This is a genomic window from Arthrobacter sp. UCD-GKA (assembly GCF_001863355.1).
Classification (GTDB): Bacteria; Actinomycetota; Actinomycetes; order Actinomycetales; family Micrococcaceae; genus Paeniglutamicibacter.
The window spans coordinates 671,189-687,719 of record NZ_MOLR01000004.1; the positions used below are offsets into that span (position 1 = coordinate 671,189).

At 58.5% G+C, this 16,531-nt stretch carries 12 protein-coding genes; 2 read left to right on the forward strand and 10 right to left on the reverse strand.

Translation table 11 applies throughout. The features are described 5' to 3' along the window. Positions 1 to 5 precede the first annotated feature (5 nt). A complete protein-coding gene (locus tag BLJ79_RS22390) occupies positions 6 to 992 on the reverse strand; it encodes an AAA family ATPase (RefSeq protein WP_083411137.1) in 987 nt (328 codons plus the stop codon). Positions 993 to 1,303: 311 nt separating this feature from the next. Here BLJ79_RS22390 and BLJ79_RS09310 point away from each other — a divergent pair, with 311 nt between their 5' ends. Beyond that, complete coding sequence (locus BLJ79_RS09310) at positions 1,304 to 1,966, forward strand: DUF6308 family protein (RefSeq protein WP_139194793.1); 663 nt, start codon at positions 1,304 to 1,306, stop codon at positions 1,964 to 1,966. A 47-nt stretch (positions 1,967 to 2,013) separates the two neighbouring features. Here the strand turns inward: BLJ79_RS09310 and BLJ79_RS22875 are convergent, their stop codons facing one another. Together BLJ79_RS22875 and BLJ79_RS09320 are read right to left on the reverse strand one after the other, a co-directional pair. Next, positions 2,014 to 2,664: a hypothetical protein gene (locus tag BLJ79_RS22875; RefSeq protein WP_139194794.1), complete on the reverse strand. Its 651-nt coding sequence runs from the start codon at positions 2,662 to 2,664 to the stop codon at positions 2,014 to 2,016. Positions 2,665 to 2,902: 238 nt separating this feature from the next. After that, positions 2,903 to 4,213 carry a hypothetical protein gene (locus BLJ79_RS09320; protein ID WP_071214535.1) on the reverse strand — a complete coding sequence of 437 codons (1,311 nt, stop codon included), beginning with the start codon at positions 4,211 to 4,213 and terminating at the stop codon, positions 2,903 to 2,905. 509 nt (positions 4,214 to 4,722) lie between these two features. Here BLJ79_RS09320 and BLJ79_RS09325 point away from each other — a divergent pair. After that, complete coding sequence (locus tag BLJ79_RS09325) at positions 4,723 to 5,076, forward strand: GNAT family N-acetyltransferase (RefSeq protein ID WP_175475427.1); 354 nt, start codon at positions 4,723 to 4,725, stop codon at positions 5,074 to 5,076. Between the two features lie 378 nt (positions 5,077 to 5,454). Here BLJ79_RS09325 and BLJ79_RS22880 read toward each other — a convergent pair whose 3' ends face one another. The 7 genes from BLJ79_RS22880 to BLJ79_RS09355 form a co-directional block, all read right to left on the reverse strand. Continuing rightward, positions 5,455 to 5,694 carry a helix-turn-helix domain-containing protein gene (locus BLJ79_RS22880; protein ID WP_139194795.1) on the reverse strand — a complete coding sequence of 80 codons (240 nt, stop codon included), beginning with the start codon at positions 5,692 to 5,694 and terminating at the stop codon, positions 5,455 to 5,457. Between the two features lie 141 nt (positions 5,695 to 5,835). Next, the gene (locus tag BLJ79_RS22885; protein ID WP_139194796.1) at positions 5,836 to 6,105 is read right to left on the reverse strand and encodes a hypothetical protein; all 270 of its coding nucleotides are present in this window, start codon (positions 6,103 to 6,105) and stop codon (positions 5,836 to 5,838) included. 1,403 nt (positions 6,106 to 7,508) lie between these two features. Continuing rightward, positions 7,509 to 8,453, reverse strand: coding sequence for a DUF5655 domain-containing protein (locus BLJ79_RS09330; protein WP_071214417.1), 945 nt, complete (start codon positions 8,451 to 8,453; stop codon positions 7,509 to 7,511). Positions 8,454 to 8,577: 124 nt separating this feature from the next. Continuing rightward, entirely contained in the window at positions 8,578 to 10,047 is a 1,470-nt protein-coding gene (locus BLJ79_RS09335) for a hypothetical protein (protein ID WP_071214418.1), read from the reverse strand. Between the two features lie 1,549 nt (positions 10,048 to 11,596). Beyond that, positions 11,597 to 14,083 carry a GIY-YIG nuclease family protein gene (locus BLJ79_RS09345; RefSeq protein ID WP_071214420.1) on the reverse strand — a complete coding sequence of 829 codons (2,487 nt, stop codon included), beginning with the start codon at positions 14,081 to 14,083 and terminating at the stop codon, positions 11,597 to 11,599. Beyond that, a complete protein-coding gene (locus BLJ79_RS09350; protein ID WP_071214421.1) occupies positions 14,080 to 15,699 on the reverse strand; it encodes an Eco57I restriction-modification methylase domain-containing protein in 1,620 nt (539 codons plus the stop codon). Before BLJ79_RS09350 ends, BLJ79_RS09345 begins: the two co-directional genes overlap by 4 nt. Then, entirely contained in the window at positions 15,696 to 16,307 is a 612-nt protein-coding gene (locus BLJ79_RS09355; protein ID WP_217641858.1) for a hypothetical protein, read from the reverse strand. The genes BLJ79_RS09350 and BLJ79_RS09355 overlap by 4 nt, the downstream gene beginning before the upstream one ends. Positions 16,308 to 16,531: the final 224 nt, after the last annotated feature.

The window sequence follows — 16,531 nt, forward strand, 5'->3', positions numbered from 1 at the left end:
CCACGCTACCTCGCGCCCGAGCAGGGCTTAGCGCTCAATCCGTCCCCATTACTACCAAGACCCCATTCACTACCCAGTAGCAAAAGTTCACAAGCCATGAACAAGAGATTGTTGGAACCCAGGCCGTAAGGCCCCCGGGCAGGCAATCCAGGACCGTCCTGTAGAACAAGCTCTAAACGTTCCAGCAATTGCCTGAGAACTGCGTCGTCTTTGCCTCCTTCCGACACGCTTATCGTTCCGATCGCGGAATTCCCGGACAATTGCATACGCGACAGATAGTTCTGATTCAGCGTTTCACGCGCTTCAACAATCCCTTCGTGGTTGTTGACCAAATGCTTCGTGTAGTGAGAGATCCCGACAAGGCTAAGATCCATTGCTTCAGTTGCCGTGGATGGGGGCTGGGTGTCACTAAAGCGTTTCCCGTTCTTGATGCTTTCCATGTTGCCGAGTACCTGCGACAGTCTCGACCGACGACCTGCCGATAGTTCCCTGGAAGCGTCCCTGAGGGGCTTCAGATATGCTGCCGACAGCAGTTGGCGTGCGGCTGAATCCAATGTTGGTCCCCTACCATCACGGCCGCACGTAACCGTTATGTCGACCCACCGGCGCGCTGTAGGTGCGGAAGTTACCTTTTTCGCCTGCCATTGGATGTAAAGTACAGCTCGTTCTTGGCCCGCCGGATCATGTTCGAACGAAAGGAACTCTGCGAAAGCCCCCTGTTCGGCGGTGCTCAGAGCCGCTATACGGCAGGTGAGCGTAATAACATTCGAGGGTTCGCCATCTGATGCATTATGAAAATCTTCATGCTGCACGCTTGCGTACTCAGAATCCCTCGTCAACAGAACAAAGCGAATGGCATCGATGATCGCCGATTTCCCGGCATCATTTTCTCCAACCAGTGCCGTCACCCCAGGACGGAACGGGACTATGCACCTATTGTCTCCTGCCCCAAACTGGCGGAAGTTCTCAATAGAAATTTCTGACAAATACATCAGTTCCCCATATTCCTAAAATATAAATTTCTCCACTTCTCTTATATTACAGTTGATGGATATTGGCAGGCCGTGGCCGGCAGGCGGATTGGCGCGCTCCAGTGCATGTCCCAGTAATGGCGGCTTACGATTTCGTTGCGAACAAGCTACCTGAGACACATTGTTGAGATGCACTGAGAGGACTGAACCACACATCCTCGGCAAAGCCCCCACGCTACTCGTGGCCTCATCAAGGGGATCCTTTGACAAGACAAACGGCATTCATCGCGCCATCCACCCTCTATAGTCTGTGGCACCTTTAGACTCGCCGTATGAATGAACCATTGCGCGTCGGCGGTGCCACCATGAAATGGGACGACGCAGTCTCCTACATCCTGGAATACACCAGCAACAAGAATCTCACCTGGTCATATCCCGCCTATGACGGATACCCCGGGCATTCGAGTGCGGAGCTTGGACTGGCGGATCTTCCGGCTGTTTCCTTACTGAATGCGGGACAGCGAGCGATTATCTCGTACTACGGCATGGCGGACATGCTCCCGGAGCTCAACCTCCGCTTGGAACATCCCAAGGTCACCGGCAGCTTCGAGGATGCCGATTCCGATACTCTTGAGGCCATTGCCCGTCTGTTCGATGTCGCTTGGGAATTCCCCAAACCGCACGTTCGGCTGACCAAGCTCGCGAAGGTCTTGCACCGGAAAAGGCCTCAGCTGCTGCCGCTTTATGATGAGTGCATTCGCCAGTGCTACCAGGAGATCGGGGATCCACCGATACCCACTGACCCGAGACGCTCACGAGCGGGATTCCTCCGCGCCCTCTTGCCTGACATACAGCGCGATCTCATCGACCAGTTGCCTGCATGGGAAAAGCTCGCCGCATTGGCCCCGCAAGATGGTCCCAAAGTCACTCCGCTAAGGGCATTGGACATGGTTGGCTGGCGACTTGGTTCCCTCCACCGAACCCGGGCGCTTTAACAGCGAGGGCTCTCTGTGGCGTTCACAGTTTTGGTTTCACATCAAAATCAATCATAGAGATCGGAGTAATCGTGAAGCTCCAGATGCGGCAAGTCTTGTCGTGCTCGCAAGTATGTGAGCGGCTGTGAAGAAAAAACGACTCCGGTCGGGGTCACTTCATCCCACCAGAAAAGTGCACCAATTGGGCCATCTTGTATCTCGGCACGAAATACCGCCAGTGGTCCTTGGGCCGAGGATTCTGGATTGTGCATGCGATTGGCACGCGGAAAATGTCCTTGAGTTCCTTGCTCGGAAAAATAATCGAAAGCTGAAAAATCCTTGTAGAGAACCAGTGTTCCACCCAGAATTCTAGGAGCCCCATCCATAAAATCAACTATTTGATGCGGGACTTCAAAACCAATCTCTGCAATACGACAGGCGATGTTCTTGATGTAGTAACGCGCTAAGTTTGCGCTGCCGCTAGCGTCTCCATCAAAGATTTCCAGCATGCCAAATTTCGATCGAGTCCTGAAATATTCCGGGTACTCCCAGACGAAGTTAACGAAGTGGTCATAGGCGCCGTCAAAAGGCTGGCTCCGAACGTTATTGCAGACCTGGCACATCACCTTCGGGAACACCACTGCTTTTGCTCCAGCGCCGTTGATACGCGTCGGACGCTTGGAATTGGCAAACCATAGGTGCTCGGAATTCCTAAACATTCGTCTCAATTGCGATGCCTTGAAACGGTGTTCTTTGGAGTCCGCCACCGCACCACACCACCAGCATGAGGGCCCTTCTGGAAGTATCAGATCCCTGTCCCCGATTCCAATCAAATCCCTTCGTCTTCATAGAGAAATGAGCTAGTCATCGCGTAGATTTTGAGTAGCATGGAACGGCTTGCGAGGACTCTATTTGCTGAGACCGAGGTAGGTCAATCAGTATGCGCGCGGCATCCTGTTAGGCAGCGACTGCAGGGAACACTACAAGCGATCCGTCGCGGTTTCGTTCGATCTCAATCGCAACATCAGCTTGATGGATCCCCACGTTGAGGCCATCGCCGAAAGCACGAAGGCGATATACGGCTTTAAGGAGGTCATCGACCTTGCCGTGTGTGAACACCTGGCTTCGGAACCCGCGGTGAGGCTTCACCTCAAGAGTCGACAGTCGAAGTAAGACTGAGTAGATGTCTGACTCCAACTCGTCGATGCGACGCTCGTTGGCATGCAAACTTTCAGTGAAGCTCTTGAATGGATTGTTCGTATCCTGCTGAGCGTGTTCTACTGCTTGAAGCACGAGCACTCGGCGTTTGAGAGCAATAGCGAGTCGTGCAAGTTCTAGGTGGGCGCGGAATGTCCCGCCTTCATCAGTGATTCCTGGGAATGATTTTGTCAATGCACCGACTTCGACCGGGCCCTCGGGCAGCGCAGCTAAAGCATCTCGCCATTTATTGAGCCGGGTCCGGGTTCCTGAGATCGCAGTGTTGATCGCGAGCGATGCGGAGTCAAGTCCTAGCGATAGGCCTAATTTGCTGTCGTCGAGGAGAACCGACGTCGCATTGTCAATCGCTTCACTACAAGCGTCCAACACGTTGCGTTCGTTCTCGAGATCGGCTTCGTGTAACTGCTCCACGAGGTCTGTGATTCGCTCGATCGCTTTCTGGCGTTGGTGATCGGCGTAGGCGCTGACACTGACCGCGACGGCCATCAGCACAAGAGGCGCGGCCACTGTCAATGCTCCGGCACTGGCCACGGCCACACCAGCGGTGGCGGCCGAACCTGTTGCAGCACCTGCGACAGCGGCCTTGCCAGCAACGGGCACAAACGTAGCTTGGGATACGATGCCGACGGAGTCGCGCAGCGCGCTATGCACACCCCCCGCAACGGCCTTCGAAACCATGGGCTTCACGAGTCCCTCACCGACTTGTGCGGCGACCTTTGCCGGTACCACCATTCGGTAAAGTACCTCACCGGTAGTGGCGACGTTCAGCTTCGCAGGCGCTGACTTCGCTGTCTGAGCCACGAGCTGCGACAGCTGCTGAGCGAGTGGACTGGTTGCATGAAGCACAATCCCTCCGGTGCGTTCGCGCGTGGCCGGCATCGGATGCGCTTCCAGCGTGGCGATGGGGGAATCAGCAAGCGTTGCAAGGACTGTTCGCAGTTCTGCAAGTCGGGCCGGTGTCATGCCCTCATCGCCTAGCACGTTCGGGAGGCTCACGGCTTCTGTAGCGAGCGTCCATACTGGCACTAGTGCCTTGTTATCAGTGGTCACGTCTTGTCCCTTCCCCAATCAGAATCCACCATAGGCGGCGGTAGCGACACTAATAACAACCTCAGGCCGCGGACGATAGTGCTTGCCCAGATTGTCTCCGCTATTCGTTATCGTCCCACACGGATGCGGAGATCTAAGAGTCGTTGCTTACCTCGAAGCCTGCTGGGCAACGATTCGTGAACCGTGACGATCAGCACCCTCGAAGGGCCGCTAACCAGCCCGTACGAATCAGCGGGTTTCCCTAATTCAGTGTGAAGATGAGGCGAATGGTCGGATATGTCACCCACGAAGGCCGGTGTTCGGCACTTGCGGTTCCGCCTTTTCGCTCATTTTAGGCGTGTCCAGTTAGATTCAAAGAGCACGCGAAAGGACTGTCAATAGATCGAATTTTGATCCAATCAGGACAGTTCCGCACGGTTTTCAGCTCGCCAGACAGGGGTATACCCCAGAATGACAAGCGGTAATCATGGATCTTGTTTTGCTTAATGCTGGCCTGCCATAATTCGAGCATGGACGACATCACTATTCGCTGGGTGGGGGAAACACCGACCGATGCATGGGGCCAGCTGGCGGCATTCACCAAGGACGGGAGCATTGTCGGCCAAGCGACCTACAAACGCTGGGAGCGCAAACCCGAGTTCACCTACCTCAGCGGCTTCTTCGTCGACAACGAGTACCGGAAGCATGGCCTGGCAACGGACATGATGCATAAGATCTTCGAGCGTCTCGGTCGCAACCGCCCGTACATGGTGACGCTGTCCGGAAACCTGGACCGTCACTTCATGCAGGCCATCGCCGCCGAGAACGATACGCCCAAGCTTTTCGAGATGCTTGAGGACCGCTCATACAAGCCGATGAACTAACGATGCCCTGGGGTTCTGTGCGTGGCCCCGGACCAACGGCACTTGCCTTCGCCAAGGAAACGGCTACCGCTTCACCACTGGTTGGAGGTGAAGCATTAGCAACGCCCCTCATGGGTCGATGCCAGTGAGTCCCAATTACGCTGTCGGCGCCCTCCCCAGATCCCCATGCCGACAGACATGTCCCACCAAACATCCGGTCCGGCCTTCCCTGCACCGGATACCAAGAGACACCTTGTTGAGACCACGTTGTCTATGGAGTTGATCGCTAAGTGGCGGCGTTCCGTGATCGCTGCAAACGCACCCGGCCCGGAAGCCCCTCCGCTTGTGAGGGTCCAGCCGTGAAATCCTGGGTGGCTGGCACCCCAGGATTTCACGGGATTAGTACCAGTTCTTTCGCGGTGCGTGTTTTTGGCCGCGTGGATTCGTCCGGTTGTGGACGCGTGCCGTGCGTAACCCTTCACTTTGTGAATCATTGCCCACGACTTCGTTGCGGAGAATCTGCCCGATGACGGTTTGGCTCAGCTCAAATTCCTTGGCGAGTTGAACCCTGCTGATTCCTGCTGCAAACCGTTTCCGGATTTCAGCAGCTTTCTCAGCTGTGACGGGAGGTGTGGTCATGAAAACTTCCTATCCGGCGTAGGTGCGGCACTCAATGTCAGCTAATCGGCGTTCTGACGCCCTCAAATTGTTGGGGGGGGTTGGGTTGGTGGCCAACCATAACCAAAAGTGGCCAGGATCGGCCACTGGCCCCCGTTCCGCTCATGATGCGGCTGGAAAGACGGGATCGATTTCTGGCAGTTCCTCGACAGTTACCGGCGTGGATTTGATCGCTAAGTGGAGGCGTTCCGTGATCGCTGCATAACGCACCCCGCCCGGAAGCCCATCCGCTTCAACCAGCTCTACACCATCATCGACGATGTCATCGAAGCGGCTGCAAGCATCCTCGTCATCGGCAACTAACGACAAATAACGACAACCGAAAACCTTCACAGAGCGCCGAAGTCCACATTTCACGCCATTGCTACCCAAACCCGCCCCCATGGGGAAGCACTCACGAGCGGCAGAGGGACACCTAAGGAGGCAAGGTGGGTTTTTGGATAGTGCCGGCTCCGGTTCCTGCCCCGGTGGCGCGCACCTGGTGAGTGACGCCAACTTTGGCAAGAACGGAAAGGGGCGGGCCGGTGATGAATGCGAATTCATCACCAGCCCGCCCATAGGGGGTTGTTTTTGCTTTTACTATGGTCGCCGTCTCAAGCTGTCCTACGGCCCGGTACTGCAGGTACTTCCCGGTGTTGCTGGTACTGCTGTGGTCGTCTCAAGCTGTCCGGCGACCGCTCCCTCCGGGTACTGCTTTACTGATTTACTGCTGGTGTTGCCGGTTTTGCTGCGGCCGTCTCAAGCTGTCCGACGGCCGGGTACTGCTGTACTGCTGCTAATGCCGGGGTTGCTGGTCCTGCTGAACTGCTGCGGTCGTCTCAAGCTGTCCGACGACCACGCCCTCCGGCTACTGCTGTACTGCGGATACTTCTGTACTGCCGGGGTTGCCGGTCCTGCTGAACTGCTGCGGTCGTCTCAAGCTGTCCGACGACCACGCCCTCCGGCTACTGCATTACTGCTGTGGTCGTCTCAAGCTGTCGAGGACCACGCCCTTTGGGTACTGCTGGTACTTCATTACTGCGGTGGCCGTCTCAAGCTGTCCGACGGCCGGGTACTGCTGTGCGGGTTCCCCCAAAGGAATCAACTGCGCCTTCCTCAACGTGGGGGGGTAATTCGTTCTTCTCCCCGCATGCCAAGAAATATAGTAGGGCTTCAAGGGAAAATCAAATCCCCAGGTTTCCGGGGTTTTTGGAGGGGCTGGGCACCCGTCCACACGAGGTCGCTGGCTTGCGGGATGATCCCTTCGGGATGCCCGGGGGTGGCCTGGCTGTAGCGGCCTCACCGGGCAGATCCTGTGGGCCGGCCGGTGGCGGGCCCCGGGACGAGGAGCTGTCGATCACGATCGTCGGATTACCACAAGCGAACATCCGCACCAAGGCATTCTGATCCACGGTACCGACCCGCGCACAACCAATACCGGCTAAACCCACTCCCCGGGTCTTATCAACGGTTGGATTTCGCCTGCTTGGAAAAATAGGACACGAGACACAATGTTGAGAATTTTGGTTTTCCCGAAATTCGGCGGTTCACCGCACTTCGATTTCGGCGTGGAGACACGCGGGTCAGCATCCCATCATCGGATCGTTTGTTGCGACTGCATCCGATGGAAGTGCGTCACTCGTGGAGGCTGGGACATCTCCAAGTGCTACGTTCTTTTTGCAGCGCTATATAGTCATCCCATTTCTGCTGCCGGGCCTGCCTTCCTTGAGCGCGATAGTAAAGGGCCGGGGCGGACACCTTGCAAGAAAAAATCTCGAGAGTTCGGCTAGCGGGCGTCAATTCGCTTCGTATGCCCGTCGAGTCAGTGATTCCACGAGTTCCCACGCGTTTCTGTCCTTGATGCGCAACTCCACGTCCCCGGTGCCGAAATGGCCGATGCTGGAAACATCTCGGATCAAGCCGTCCTGCATCTGGACCGTCTGCGGGTCGAGTTTCAAATAGATGAGCAGATTTTTCGATGTTGGGTGCACCTCAACACACGAAAAATTCTTGAGCCTCCTGAAGGCAAAATAATCCTGGCGTTCATTCTTGACCACATCATCACCCAGGGAGAGGGCAAACTCCTCGTACGCTTCATAGAGGCTTCTCAGCTCATCATCGGCCCGCGACAGGAGATCTCCCGCATTTCGTCTCCTGCCGCCGGTTGCGACCTGCCCCGAAGACCCAGGTAACTCAGGTAACTCGGGTGCAACGATCCTGCGAGTCAGGGATGTAGCAGATGTGGTCGTCACCAATTCGATGGCCATTAGATCGGAGCCGAAGTCACGATACCGAACGAGCTCCACGTTGCGATCAATCTGCTTCACCGCATGTTCGTCGTACCTGGTGAAGTCGTTCGCCACGCACACGAGCCTCGGGGTCGACCAATCAATTCTCATGGAAGCATCGCGACCAAGTTTGTCTTCGACCAGGAGCCGGAATTCCGCTTGGTGGTCCATTAGCCAGTCGAGGTAAAACAATCCCTGGTTGATGACGTTTTCATTGATGGTCCGCTTGTATTCAAGGATCACGGGAGACCCGTTCTCGTCCAACCCGAGGGAGTCGATGCGTCCCCGGTGAACCTTGCCGGTTGAGTACTCGCTGGCTAAAAACCTTACGCCAAAGAACGCCTCCAGATTGCTTTCGAGAAGCACCTGCAGATCGCGTTCCAAAGCCACGCTGCTTGATGGAAGCTCGGTAGCGGTGCCGTTTGCGATCCTAAACAACTTCAAATCAGCCATTAATTCACACTTTCTCGATACAACTCACCAAGTCCGGATCTTCGGGACTAGGCAAGTTCAGCCTTCGCTGGCTATAGGGTTCTGTCACCTGGCGACGTGAGCACCCGGCAATTGTCCGCAAGTGCTACAGCTTCGCGGTCCACTTCGACGTTCCCGCCAACTTATAGGAGCCGGTGATGGCTTTCGCCGTGACGGTTATTGCTCCGGTGTAACGGTGGGTTCCGGCGGCCTTGCGAATGCCGTTGACGTAGTAGGCGACACCGGTCTTGGCCGGGATCTTGACGGAGTTGGCGGAGGCGCTGAACACCGGCTTGGTGGGGGTGACGGCGTTGCGGTTGTCGAACTTCCAGGACACGGTGCCGGCAAGCTTGTAGGAGCCGGTGCTGGCCTTTGCCACCACGGTTCCGGTGCCTGAGTACTTGTGCGTCCCGGCGGCCTTGCGAACGCCGTTGACGTAGTAGGCGACACCGGTCTTGGCCGGGATCTTGACGGAGTTGGCGGAGGCGCTGAACACCGGCTTGGTGGGGGTGACGGCGTTGCGGTTGTCGAACTTCCAGGACACGGTGCCGACAAGCTTGTAGGAGCCGGTGCTGGCCTTTGCCACCACGGTTCCGGTGCCTGAGTACTTGTGCGTCCCGGCGGCCTTGCGAACGCCGTTGACGTAGTAGGCGACACCGGTCTTGGCCGGGATCTTGACGGTGTTGGCGGAGGCGCTGAACACCGGCTTGGTGGGGGTAACTGCCGTTCGCAGATCATGCTTCCAGGCCTTGGCGGAAACCACGTAGTTCGCTGCGGATGCCCTAGCGCTCACCGTCGCGTTCGTCGTGACCTTGTGGTTTCCCGCTGCCTTGGCGATCCCATCGATGAAGTACGCGACCCCTGTGACGCGCGGGATTGTGATCGTCTTGTTTGCGTAACTGACCGTAGGCGCTGCGGCCACCGCGGTCTTCTTAGCCAGATCCAGGGTCCAGGAGGCGGTCCCCGACAGGATATATCCCTGCTGCGCGACGGCAGTGATCTTGATGTTCGCGTAACCGGACATGTAGGTGCCGGGTGCCTTCGCCGTCCCATTCACCATGTATCTGACCCCAGCCTTGGAGGGAATGGTGTAGCTACCGGTAGCAGCGACCGATGTCGGCGCTGAGGGTACGACCTTGATCGCGGGCGTGGTGACCTTCACCGTCGTGGAGGTCTTGGTCACGGTGGTGTAGCCGGCCTTCGTCCCGGTGACGGCAACGGTGATGGACCTGCCCGCGAGGTTGGGGGCGAGGTGCAGGGTGCTGTTGGTGGCCCCGAGGATAGGGGTGCCGTCCGCAGACCACTGGTAGGCCAGCCCGACGCCGGTCGGTGACCAGGTCCCGGGGACCGCGGTAAGTGTGCTGCCTACGGTGGAGGTCCCGATGATGGTGGGAACCTGTCCCTGGACCGGGCCATTGAAGTATGTCTCTGGCGAACGCGCGCTCCACTCTCCCCAGCCGAGGGTGTTTCGAGCCCGCACCCGCGCCGTGTAGGACCCCTGGGGCAAACTCGAACGAAGCCCGTCCAGTGCAGTGGTCCGAAGAACATAGGTCGAGACGGGATTCGCGAACTCCACTTCATATTCCTCAATACCAAGGGGGTCGATGTGGGTCGCCCATGTCGCTAGCAATCCTTGGGCTGTGGATTCAAGAATAGGGCGCTTGCCCTGCAAGGGGCGCGTGGCGACTGTGACGTTTCCTTCCCAGTAGCTCTCATTTCCGTTGGCATCAGGAATCGGGCCAAGAGTGATACGGCGAGTGGTCGTTGAACCGGGCCTCACTTCGTACTTCGCAAAGGTGAGTTCTGTGGTGAAGTGCGCTTGGCGTCGACTTGTAGAGGTGTTCGTGAGGTGACCGCGGTTGGAGATGTAGTCAAATCTGAGCGGAACCCTGGACTGCGGATGGAAGCCGACGCCTGCATCGTCTGCGACTACGTCCAAGATGACGTTCGCATCTCCGTCGGTCACGTCAACCAGAGTTTTCGAAAGTCGACCACTCACGTTAGGTGCGGTCCGATCTGGAATGGAATGCACCACGGGATAGAGTCCGACACTGAATTCGGCTTCGTGGTACTCCACTCCCGCGGTGTCGACCAGGTAGCCACCGAACATCCAACGCCCGCCCTCGGCTCCTTCCGGGAAGGTGAAAGTGGCTTCATAGACGCCGCGGCGGCTATCGCCTGAGATAAGTGTGAACTCTTCGCCGGCGACTGCATCCGTTCCTCGGTAGTCATCCGGCTGTGGGTCAAACGCAACCTTTGCCAAGCCAGCGCCTAGATGCTCCAGTTCGACTCTGACCGTGACATCTCTCGGCCCGTCGACTACGTCGATGTCAGTGCTGGAGATTGACGACTCGACAACTCTTGGCGGCTCGGGATACGGCTCGAGCGCCGAAGCTGGGATAGCCAGGCCTGAACCACACAATGCCATGGTCAAAGCCGCCACCATGGCCTTCGCTCCCATGCGACGGTTCGTAGGCGCATTAACGTTCATGTGATCCCCCAGGTACTCCCAATATTCCAATATTCCAATGTCAGAATGACTCTACCGGACCGCATTGCGGCCTGATATTCATGAGGTAATAGTCATGGTGGTCAAGTCAAATAACACTTTCCGGAAACGCGGTGTCAACGGTCTTGTATTACAAAACGAGTGCATAGGAGACAGGGGACCAACCATGCTGATCGGTATATGCGTGTATCCAAGACCAACGGGTCATCAGGCATCGTTCTGCCGGGCGACGAACTCCAGTCCGCCGGGGTTGGCCGGTGGAACCTGGATCAACTTGATTACCGATTCGAGAGGGATCGTCGTGCAAGGTGCGGTCTGTGCGGCGGCGTTGAAGCAGAGCAAGGTTTGGCGATGAAAGTTATTCACTGCCTACGCACTTTGCTGAATATGATGGCCACACCGGCTCCCCATCCCACTTTAAGCATGAAGCATAAAACGATCCTTTGAAGTGACGGCGAAAATTGCCTAGAAACGCCATCAGGTCAGTGGTGCAAACCCTCGGCGTCCCTCTCAACGAGGAAGGCGGAGGAGACCCGCGGGACGGTCTGGTGCGTCCCTCGGGGCTTCAATGAGGTCGGGGAGATAGATCGGACGATGCCTGTTCACAGGCATGGCTTTACTCGACAGCCACGGTGTCCCACAGGCCGATCTGCTCGTGCTGGTGACGGCGTTCGCGCTCCTCGTCGGTGAGGGCGTAGTCGAGGCTGGCGGACTCGAAGCGCTTGAACTGGTAGATGGCGTGGTTCATGTGCTGGGCATTGAACAGGCCGAGGTGGTTGAGCGTCTTGAAGTCGGCCACTGACAGGCCGGTGACGCGTTCGAACAGCTCCGAGTCGAGCGACTCGATGACGTGCTTGAGGGATTCCTCGCGGTAGTCGGTGGTGTACATGAACACCGGGATCTTAGCCAGGAACTTCTGGAGCTTCTCGCGGATCTCGGCACGCCTCTTGGCGGTCTCGGACTGCTGGTTTTTCTGGTCGGGGGTGAGTTTACCGCCCTGGTCGCGTTTGGCCTTCTTGAGGTCCTTGGTGTTGGTGATGACCTGCTGGGCGTTGTCGACCAACGCGCGGAAGTCCTCGACGTTCTCCAGGGCCTCCATCAGGGCCGGCTGGGCCAGGACTGCGGAGAGGGTGTGCTCGTTGACATCGACGAGCAGAGGAGAGTTCCAGCGACGAGCCAGCGCGGCAGCTCCGACTCCAGCGCTGGCCCAGTCCAGCACCGCGGTGGCGTCGAGCTGGGTCATCGCTCCCCCGGTGAAGCCGAAGATCGGCAGGTAGTTAATCAGCTCGCCGATGGCCTGCGACGGGGTCGTGTCGCCGGTGGTGGCGAGCTTGGAGCCGTACTCGGCGACCAGCGACAGGGCGCGGTTGGGGTCGAACTCGAAGACGAAGCAGACCGGCTTGCGCAGGTCGAGGTTGCCCTCGGCGTCACGGTAGGCCCACGGGGACTGGACGCGGAACGCGGCCTGGAAGTATGACTCAGGGCTCTTCAACGACCGGAGCATGAAGATCGCGCCCCATTCGCGGACGGTGACGCCGGTCATCAGCTTGCCGACCGACAAGGTAATCGAGCCGACCGCGTCGCCCTTCTTGACGTCCTCGATGGCACGCTCCACGGGCGGCAGCGCGGCTATGCCCTGGCCGGCCTTGTTACCGGCGGCGACCACGACCTCGAACTGGGAAAAGAACGGATGATTGCGCAGCATCTCGGCCATCGCGAAGCAGGCGGCCACGTTATTCATGTACCAAACCGAGTGCTTGACGGCAGATTTGAACCGAACGGCCTCGTAGGGGAACGGCGGCTTGTCCTGGGTGAGCACCTGGAGCTTCATCTGGTCCGAGAGCTTGCCGCGGAACATCTCCAGGAACTCGCCCACCTCGTCGGGGCGCTCGAACTCGAAGCCGTCGTTGGTCTTGGTGGCCTTGAAGAACTCGTTGAGGCTGAAGCCGTTGAACTCACCGTCCTCGGCGTAGCTCTCGGCGTTCTTGCCCATATCGTAGGAGTACATCTGCATCTGGGGCAGCGCGATGTATGGGTTGGGACCCTTGGCGTTGTCCCATTGGGCCTTCTCGCGCTGCTCGTCGACGTAGGTCCAGTTGAAGATAGCGTCCTCGGTGAACTCGCCGTCGGTGATCGCGCGGAACGGAGTGCCCGACAGATACAGGTAGTGGCTAGCCTTGACCGCCAGTTCCTCGGCGAGGCCTTCGACGGTCACCTGCTCATCGGGCTCCTCCAGTTCAGCCTCGGCATTGTCAGCGGGGTCGTAGAGGGCCCGGGCGGAGTCACGCCAGGCACCGAAGTGGTACTCGTCCAGGACGATGGCATCCCAGTCGATCAGGTGGATGGCCTCGTTCTTGGCCTTGATGCTGCCGTCGGCGTCGCGGCCACCGAGGTCCTGCAGAGAGGCGAACCAAACCACCGGGCCGTCAAAATCGGCGGCGTCGTCGCGCTCTACTTCGCTGGCCTCCTTATCGATGTAGCGCCAGCCGTCGAAGTCGACGTGGGAGATCAGGTCGTCGTTCCAGGCTGTGGCCACCGCAGGCTTGAAGGTGAGCACAAGCATCCGCTGCCAGCCCATCTCCTTAGCGAGCTGGTAGGTCGAAAAGGTCTTGCCGAAACGCATCTTTGCGTTCCACAGGAACTTTGGCGCCTTGTTGCCTGCGTGGTTGCGGAAGTAGGCCGCAGTGGTCTCGACGGCGGCTCGTTGCTCAGGGCGCATGTCGAAGGACTGGGTCCGCTTGGGCTGGTAGGCGATGCCGGAGCGCACTGTCTGGATCGCGGCCTTGACCTCGTCAAGGGTCGCCTCGAACCACTCACCGCCGGTGCGGTTGATACCGGCCGCGACCAGGGCAGCGTGCACATCGTGGTCAGAAAAGTCCTCGCCGTACACGTTGGTCGCGGGCTCGTCCTGGAGGATGGTCACGCCCTTGAGACCGGGGTATGCGGTGTTGAGCTGCTGCTTGATGCGAGCACGGGCCGTGCCCTTGGTTGTCTGCCCGACCTTCAGCAGACCGGCGCCCGTGACAAGTGTCGAGCCCTCGGTGCGTTCCCAAGGCTCGGTGTCCTTGCCGACAACCGTGTAGACGTAAAGGCGCTTGGTCACTTGTCGGTCTCCGGGGCATCGACTCCTGCACCAGGTCGGTACTTCGATCCGCCTGACAGGTGACTGGCTGGGATGGGCGAGTCGAGAGAGAGGTTCACCGAACGCGGCTTGATGGTCAAGTTAATGTAGTCGCGCTCTTCGTGGGTGAGATGGAAGTGGTCATACAGCTCCTCGTCGGTCCAGCTCCGAGTCATATCGAGCATGGGAGCAAACCGGAAGCGATCCGGCGTGATGTCCTGAGTGACCTTTCGTTGCAGCACGAGGAAGCGGACGAACTTGGTGGCCAGGTAGTTGGCGTAGTTCTCCGTCTCGGCGGCGGAGTTGAAGACGCCTGCGACGAAGTACGTCTGGGTACACGCAGAACCGGGGGCAAGCGCGATCGGTGCACCAGTTACCACGTCAACGATATTGCCCTCACCGTCGAGCGGGGTGTCACCGCTGCTTGCCTTCGGGAGCAGTACTTTCCACCGGTCTACCAAGGCATGGTTTCGTTCAAGCTGGTCGTCCCGGACGTAACCGACGCGCGTCCCGTAGATAAGGGGGATGGAGTTGGGGAAGGGCGATTCCAAGGATCCGGCGAAGTTAGTCCTCAACCCGAAGGGGACCTGGGGGCCGAAGGTTTCTTCGACCGACGGGTAGCCGAGCTGCGCGACCCGCTCGATGATCACAGCGGCGCGGTTATCACGGACAAGAACGCCCTCACCCTTGCGCAAGTCCCTTCGCGTGGTCGATCGGATAGTGCCGTCAATCCTCGTGGAGAACTCGGTATCGTCATGGTGCTCCCGGTCCCAGAGGAAATAGCTCACACCCCCGCGGATCTTCACTCCGGGAAAACAGTCAAAGATCTTGGGGTTGTCGACAAGCTTGGCCAGACGGCGGTCTGCGATCATCCGCGTGCGGAAGTCGTCTAGGCCGAGACCACCAGCGAACCAGCGCGATGGGGTGATCATCAGGACGTAACGGGGGTCGAGGGCGATGGCCTGGTCCACGAACTTCTGGTAGATCGGCATGGTTCGTGTGTTGCCGTCGGAGTCAATCTGGTAGGGCGGGTTACCGACAATGACGTCGAACTTCATGTTGGCCATCTCCTGCGTGGGGTAGGTGCCGTGGATAAACGAATAGGCGTAGTTTTCGCGACCCTCGCCGCGTTCGAGTTCCTCGGGCGCGTTACACAGACCGCAACGGCCGTTGGACTGGAAGTCGTGCGCTGCGGGGATGAACGGGAGATTGCCCTGCGGCGCTGCGAATCGGACGATGCTGTGCGGGCCGGAGGCGTTCGCGGAGCAGTAGAGGCTGCGACGCGAGATGATCCCGGTCATCTCGGTAATCGAGGCCCCGTGGAGCATGTTGCACAGGATGTGCTCGCGGCGTGCAGCAAAGTCTGGCTCCCAGTCAGCCAGGCCTTCGAACAGCCTGGTCGCGATCTCGCGGAGAAAGACACCTGACTTGCTGAACGGATCGAGCCACACGAAATCTGGCCTACTCCACACCTCGTCGGGGAGCAGGTCGAGCATCGCTCGGGCGAGCTTAGGCGGGGTGGGCACCTCGTCGTTGGAGAGCTGTGCAAGGCAGTCGAGAATATCGGGAACGTGCTGCCCAAAACGCGTCGTGGTCATGATCGGACCTTCATGGGGGCCATCACGGGCTCGGGGTTGCTGGTCAGAAGGGAGTAGTGGATCGGCACCTCGTCGGCTTTCGCCACCGAGAACAGGTCAAGCTGGTCAGCCTCGCCTGCCATCGACCACTCTCGCTGGAAGGTTCCATTGCGGCTGGCGCGGTAGTCGACCCACTCGATGGAGTGAAGGTCGGTCAGGGTGTTGGCCAGGACGATATTTGTTTCCAAGATGGCGTCGACCGCACTGGCGAAGCCGGGGGTCGGAACCTTGGTGTTGAGGTCGTTGTCCAGGTGGGACTGCAGCACGTGTTTCATCCGGTCCTTCGACTCGTCGACGTTCTCGGGGTCGATGTCCACGGCGTAGATCGAGGCAAGTCCACGCAGCAGCCGGTGTTCGTACAACACGGTGGAGCGGTAATGCTCCGCAGTCACGAAGGCGATCTTGCGGCGGAGGATCTCCTCGAGGAAGTTGCCGGAGCCTGCTGCCGGCTCGAAGAACTTTCGGTCAGTGTTGCCCGGGTCCTCCGCGGTGGGAAACATGTCGGGAACCAAATCAAGCATGGCCGTCACCTCGCGGGTGTGGGTGTAGACCTCAGCGAGGTCACGCACTCGCTGTCGAGTCTTAATCTGCATGTTTCTCCTCAGGCCACAGTGGGTTCACTAGTCCATTGTGTCAGTCAAGTACGACGCACCAGATCACCGGCGCAAAGCCACCAGGCACCCGTATGCCGGTTTCAGGCAGTTTCTTGGCGCTAAGGAACCCATCTGGCAAAGTGCTCATATGAAACATCAACTGATCCGCTTGGCCAGGACTGTCGCTCAACATTGGAGAG

Coding starts and splice junctions, on each gene's coding strand:
- BLJ79_RS22390 (WP_083411137.1), bottom strand. CDS start 992: ATGTATTTGTCAGAAATTTCTATTGAGAACTTCCGCCAGTTTGGGGCA.
- BLJ79_RS09310 (WP_139194793.1), top strand. CDS start 1,304: ATGAATGAACCATTGCGCGTCGGCGGTGCCACCATGAAATGGGACGAC.
- BLJ79_RS22875 (WP_139194794.1), bottom strand. CDS start 2,664: ATGTTTAGGAATTCCGAGCACCTATGGTTTGCCAATTCCAAGCGTCCG.
- BLJ79_RS09325 (WP_175475427.1), top strand. CDS start 4,723: ATGGACGACATCACTATTCGCTGGGTGGGGGAAACACCGACCGATGCA.
- BLJ79_RS22880 (WP_139194795.1), bottom strand. CDS start 5,694: ATGACCACACCTCCCGTCACAGCTGAGAAAGCTGCTGAAATCCGGAAA.
- BLJ79_RS09330 (WP_071214417.1), bottom strand. CDS start 8,453: ATGGCTGATTTGAAGTTGTTTAGGATCGCAAACGGCACCGCTACCGAG.
- BLJ79_RS09350 (WP_071214421.1), bottom strand. CDS start 15,699: ATGACCACGACGCGTTTTGGGCAGCACGTTCCCGATATTCTCGACTGC.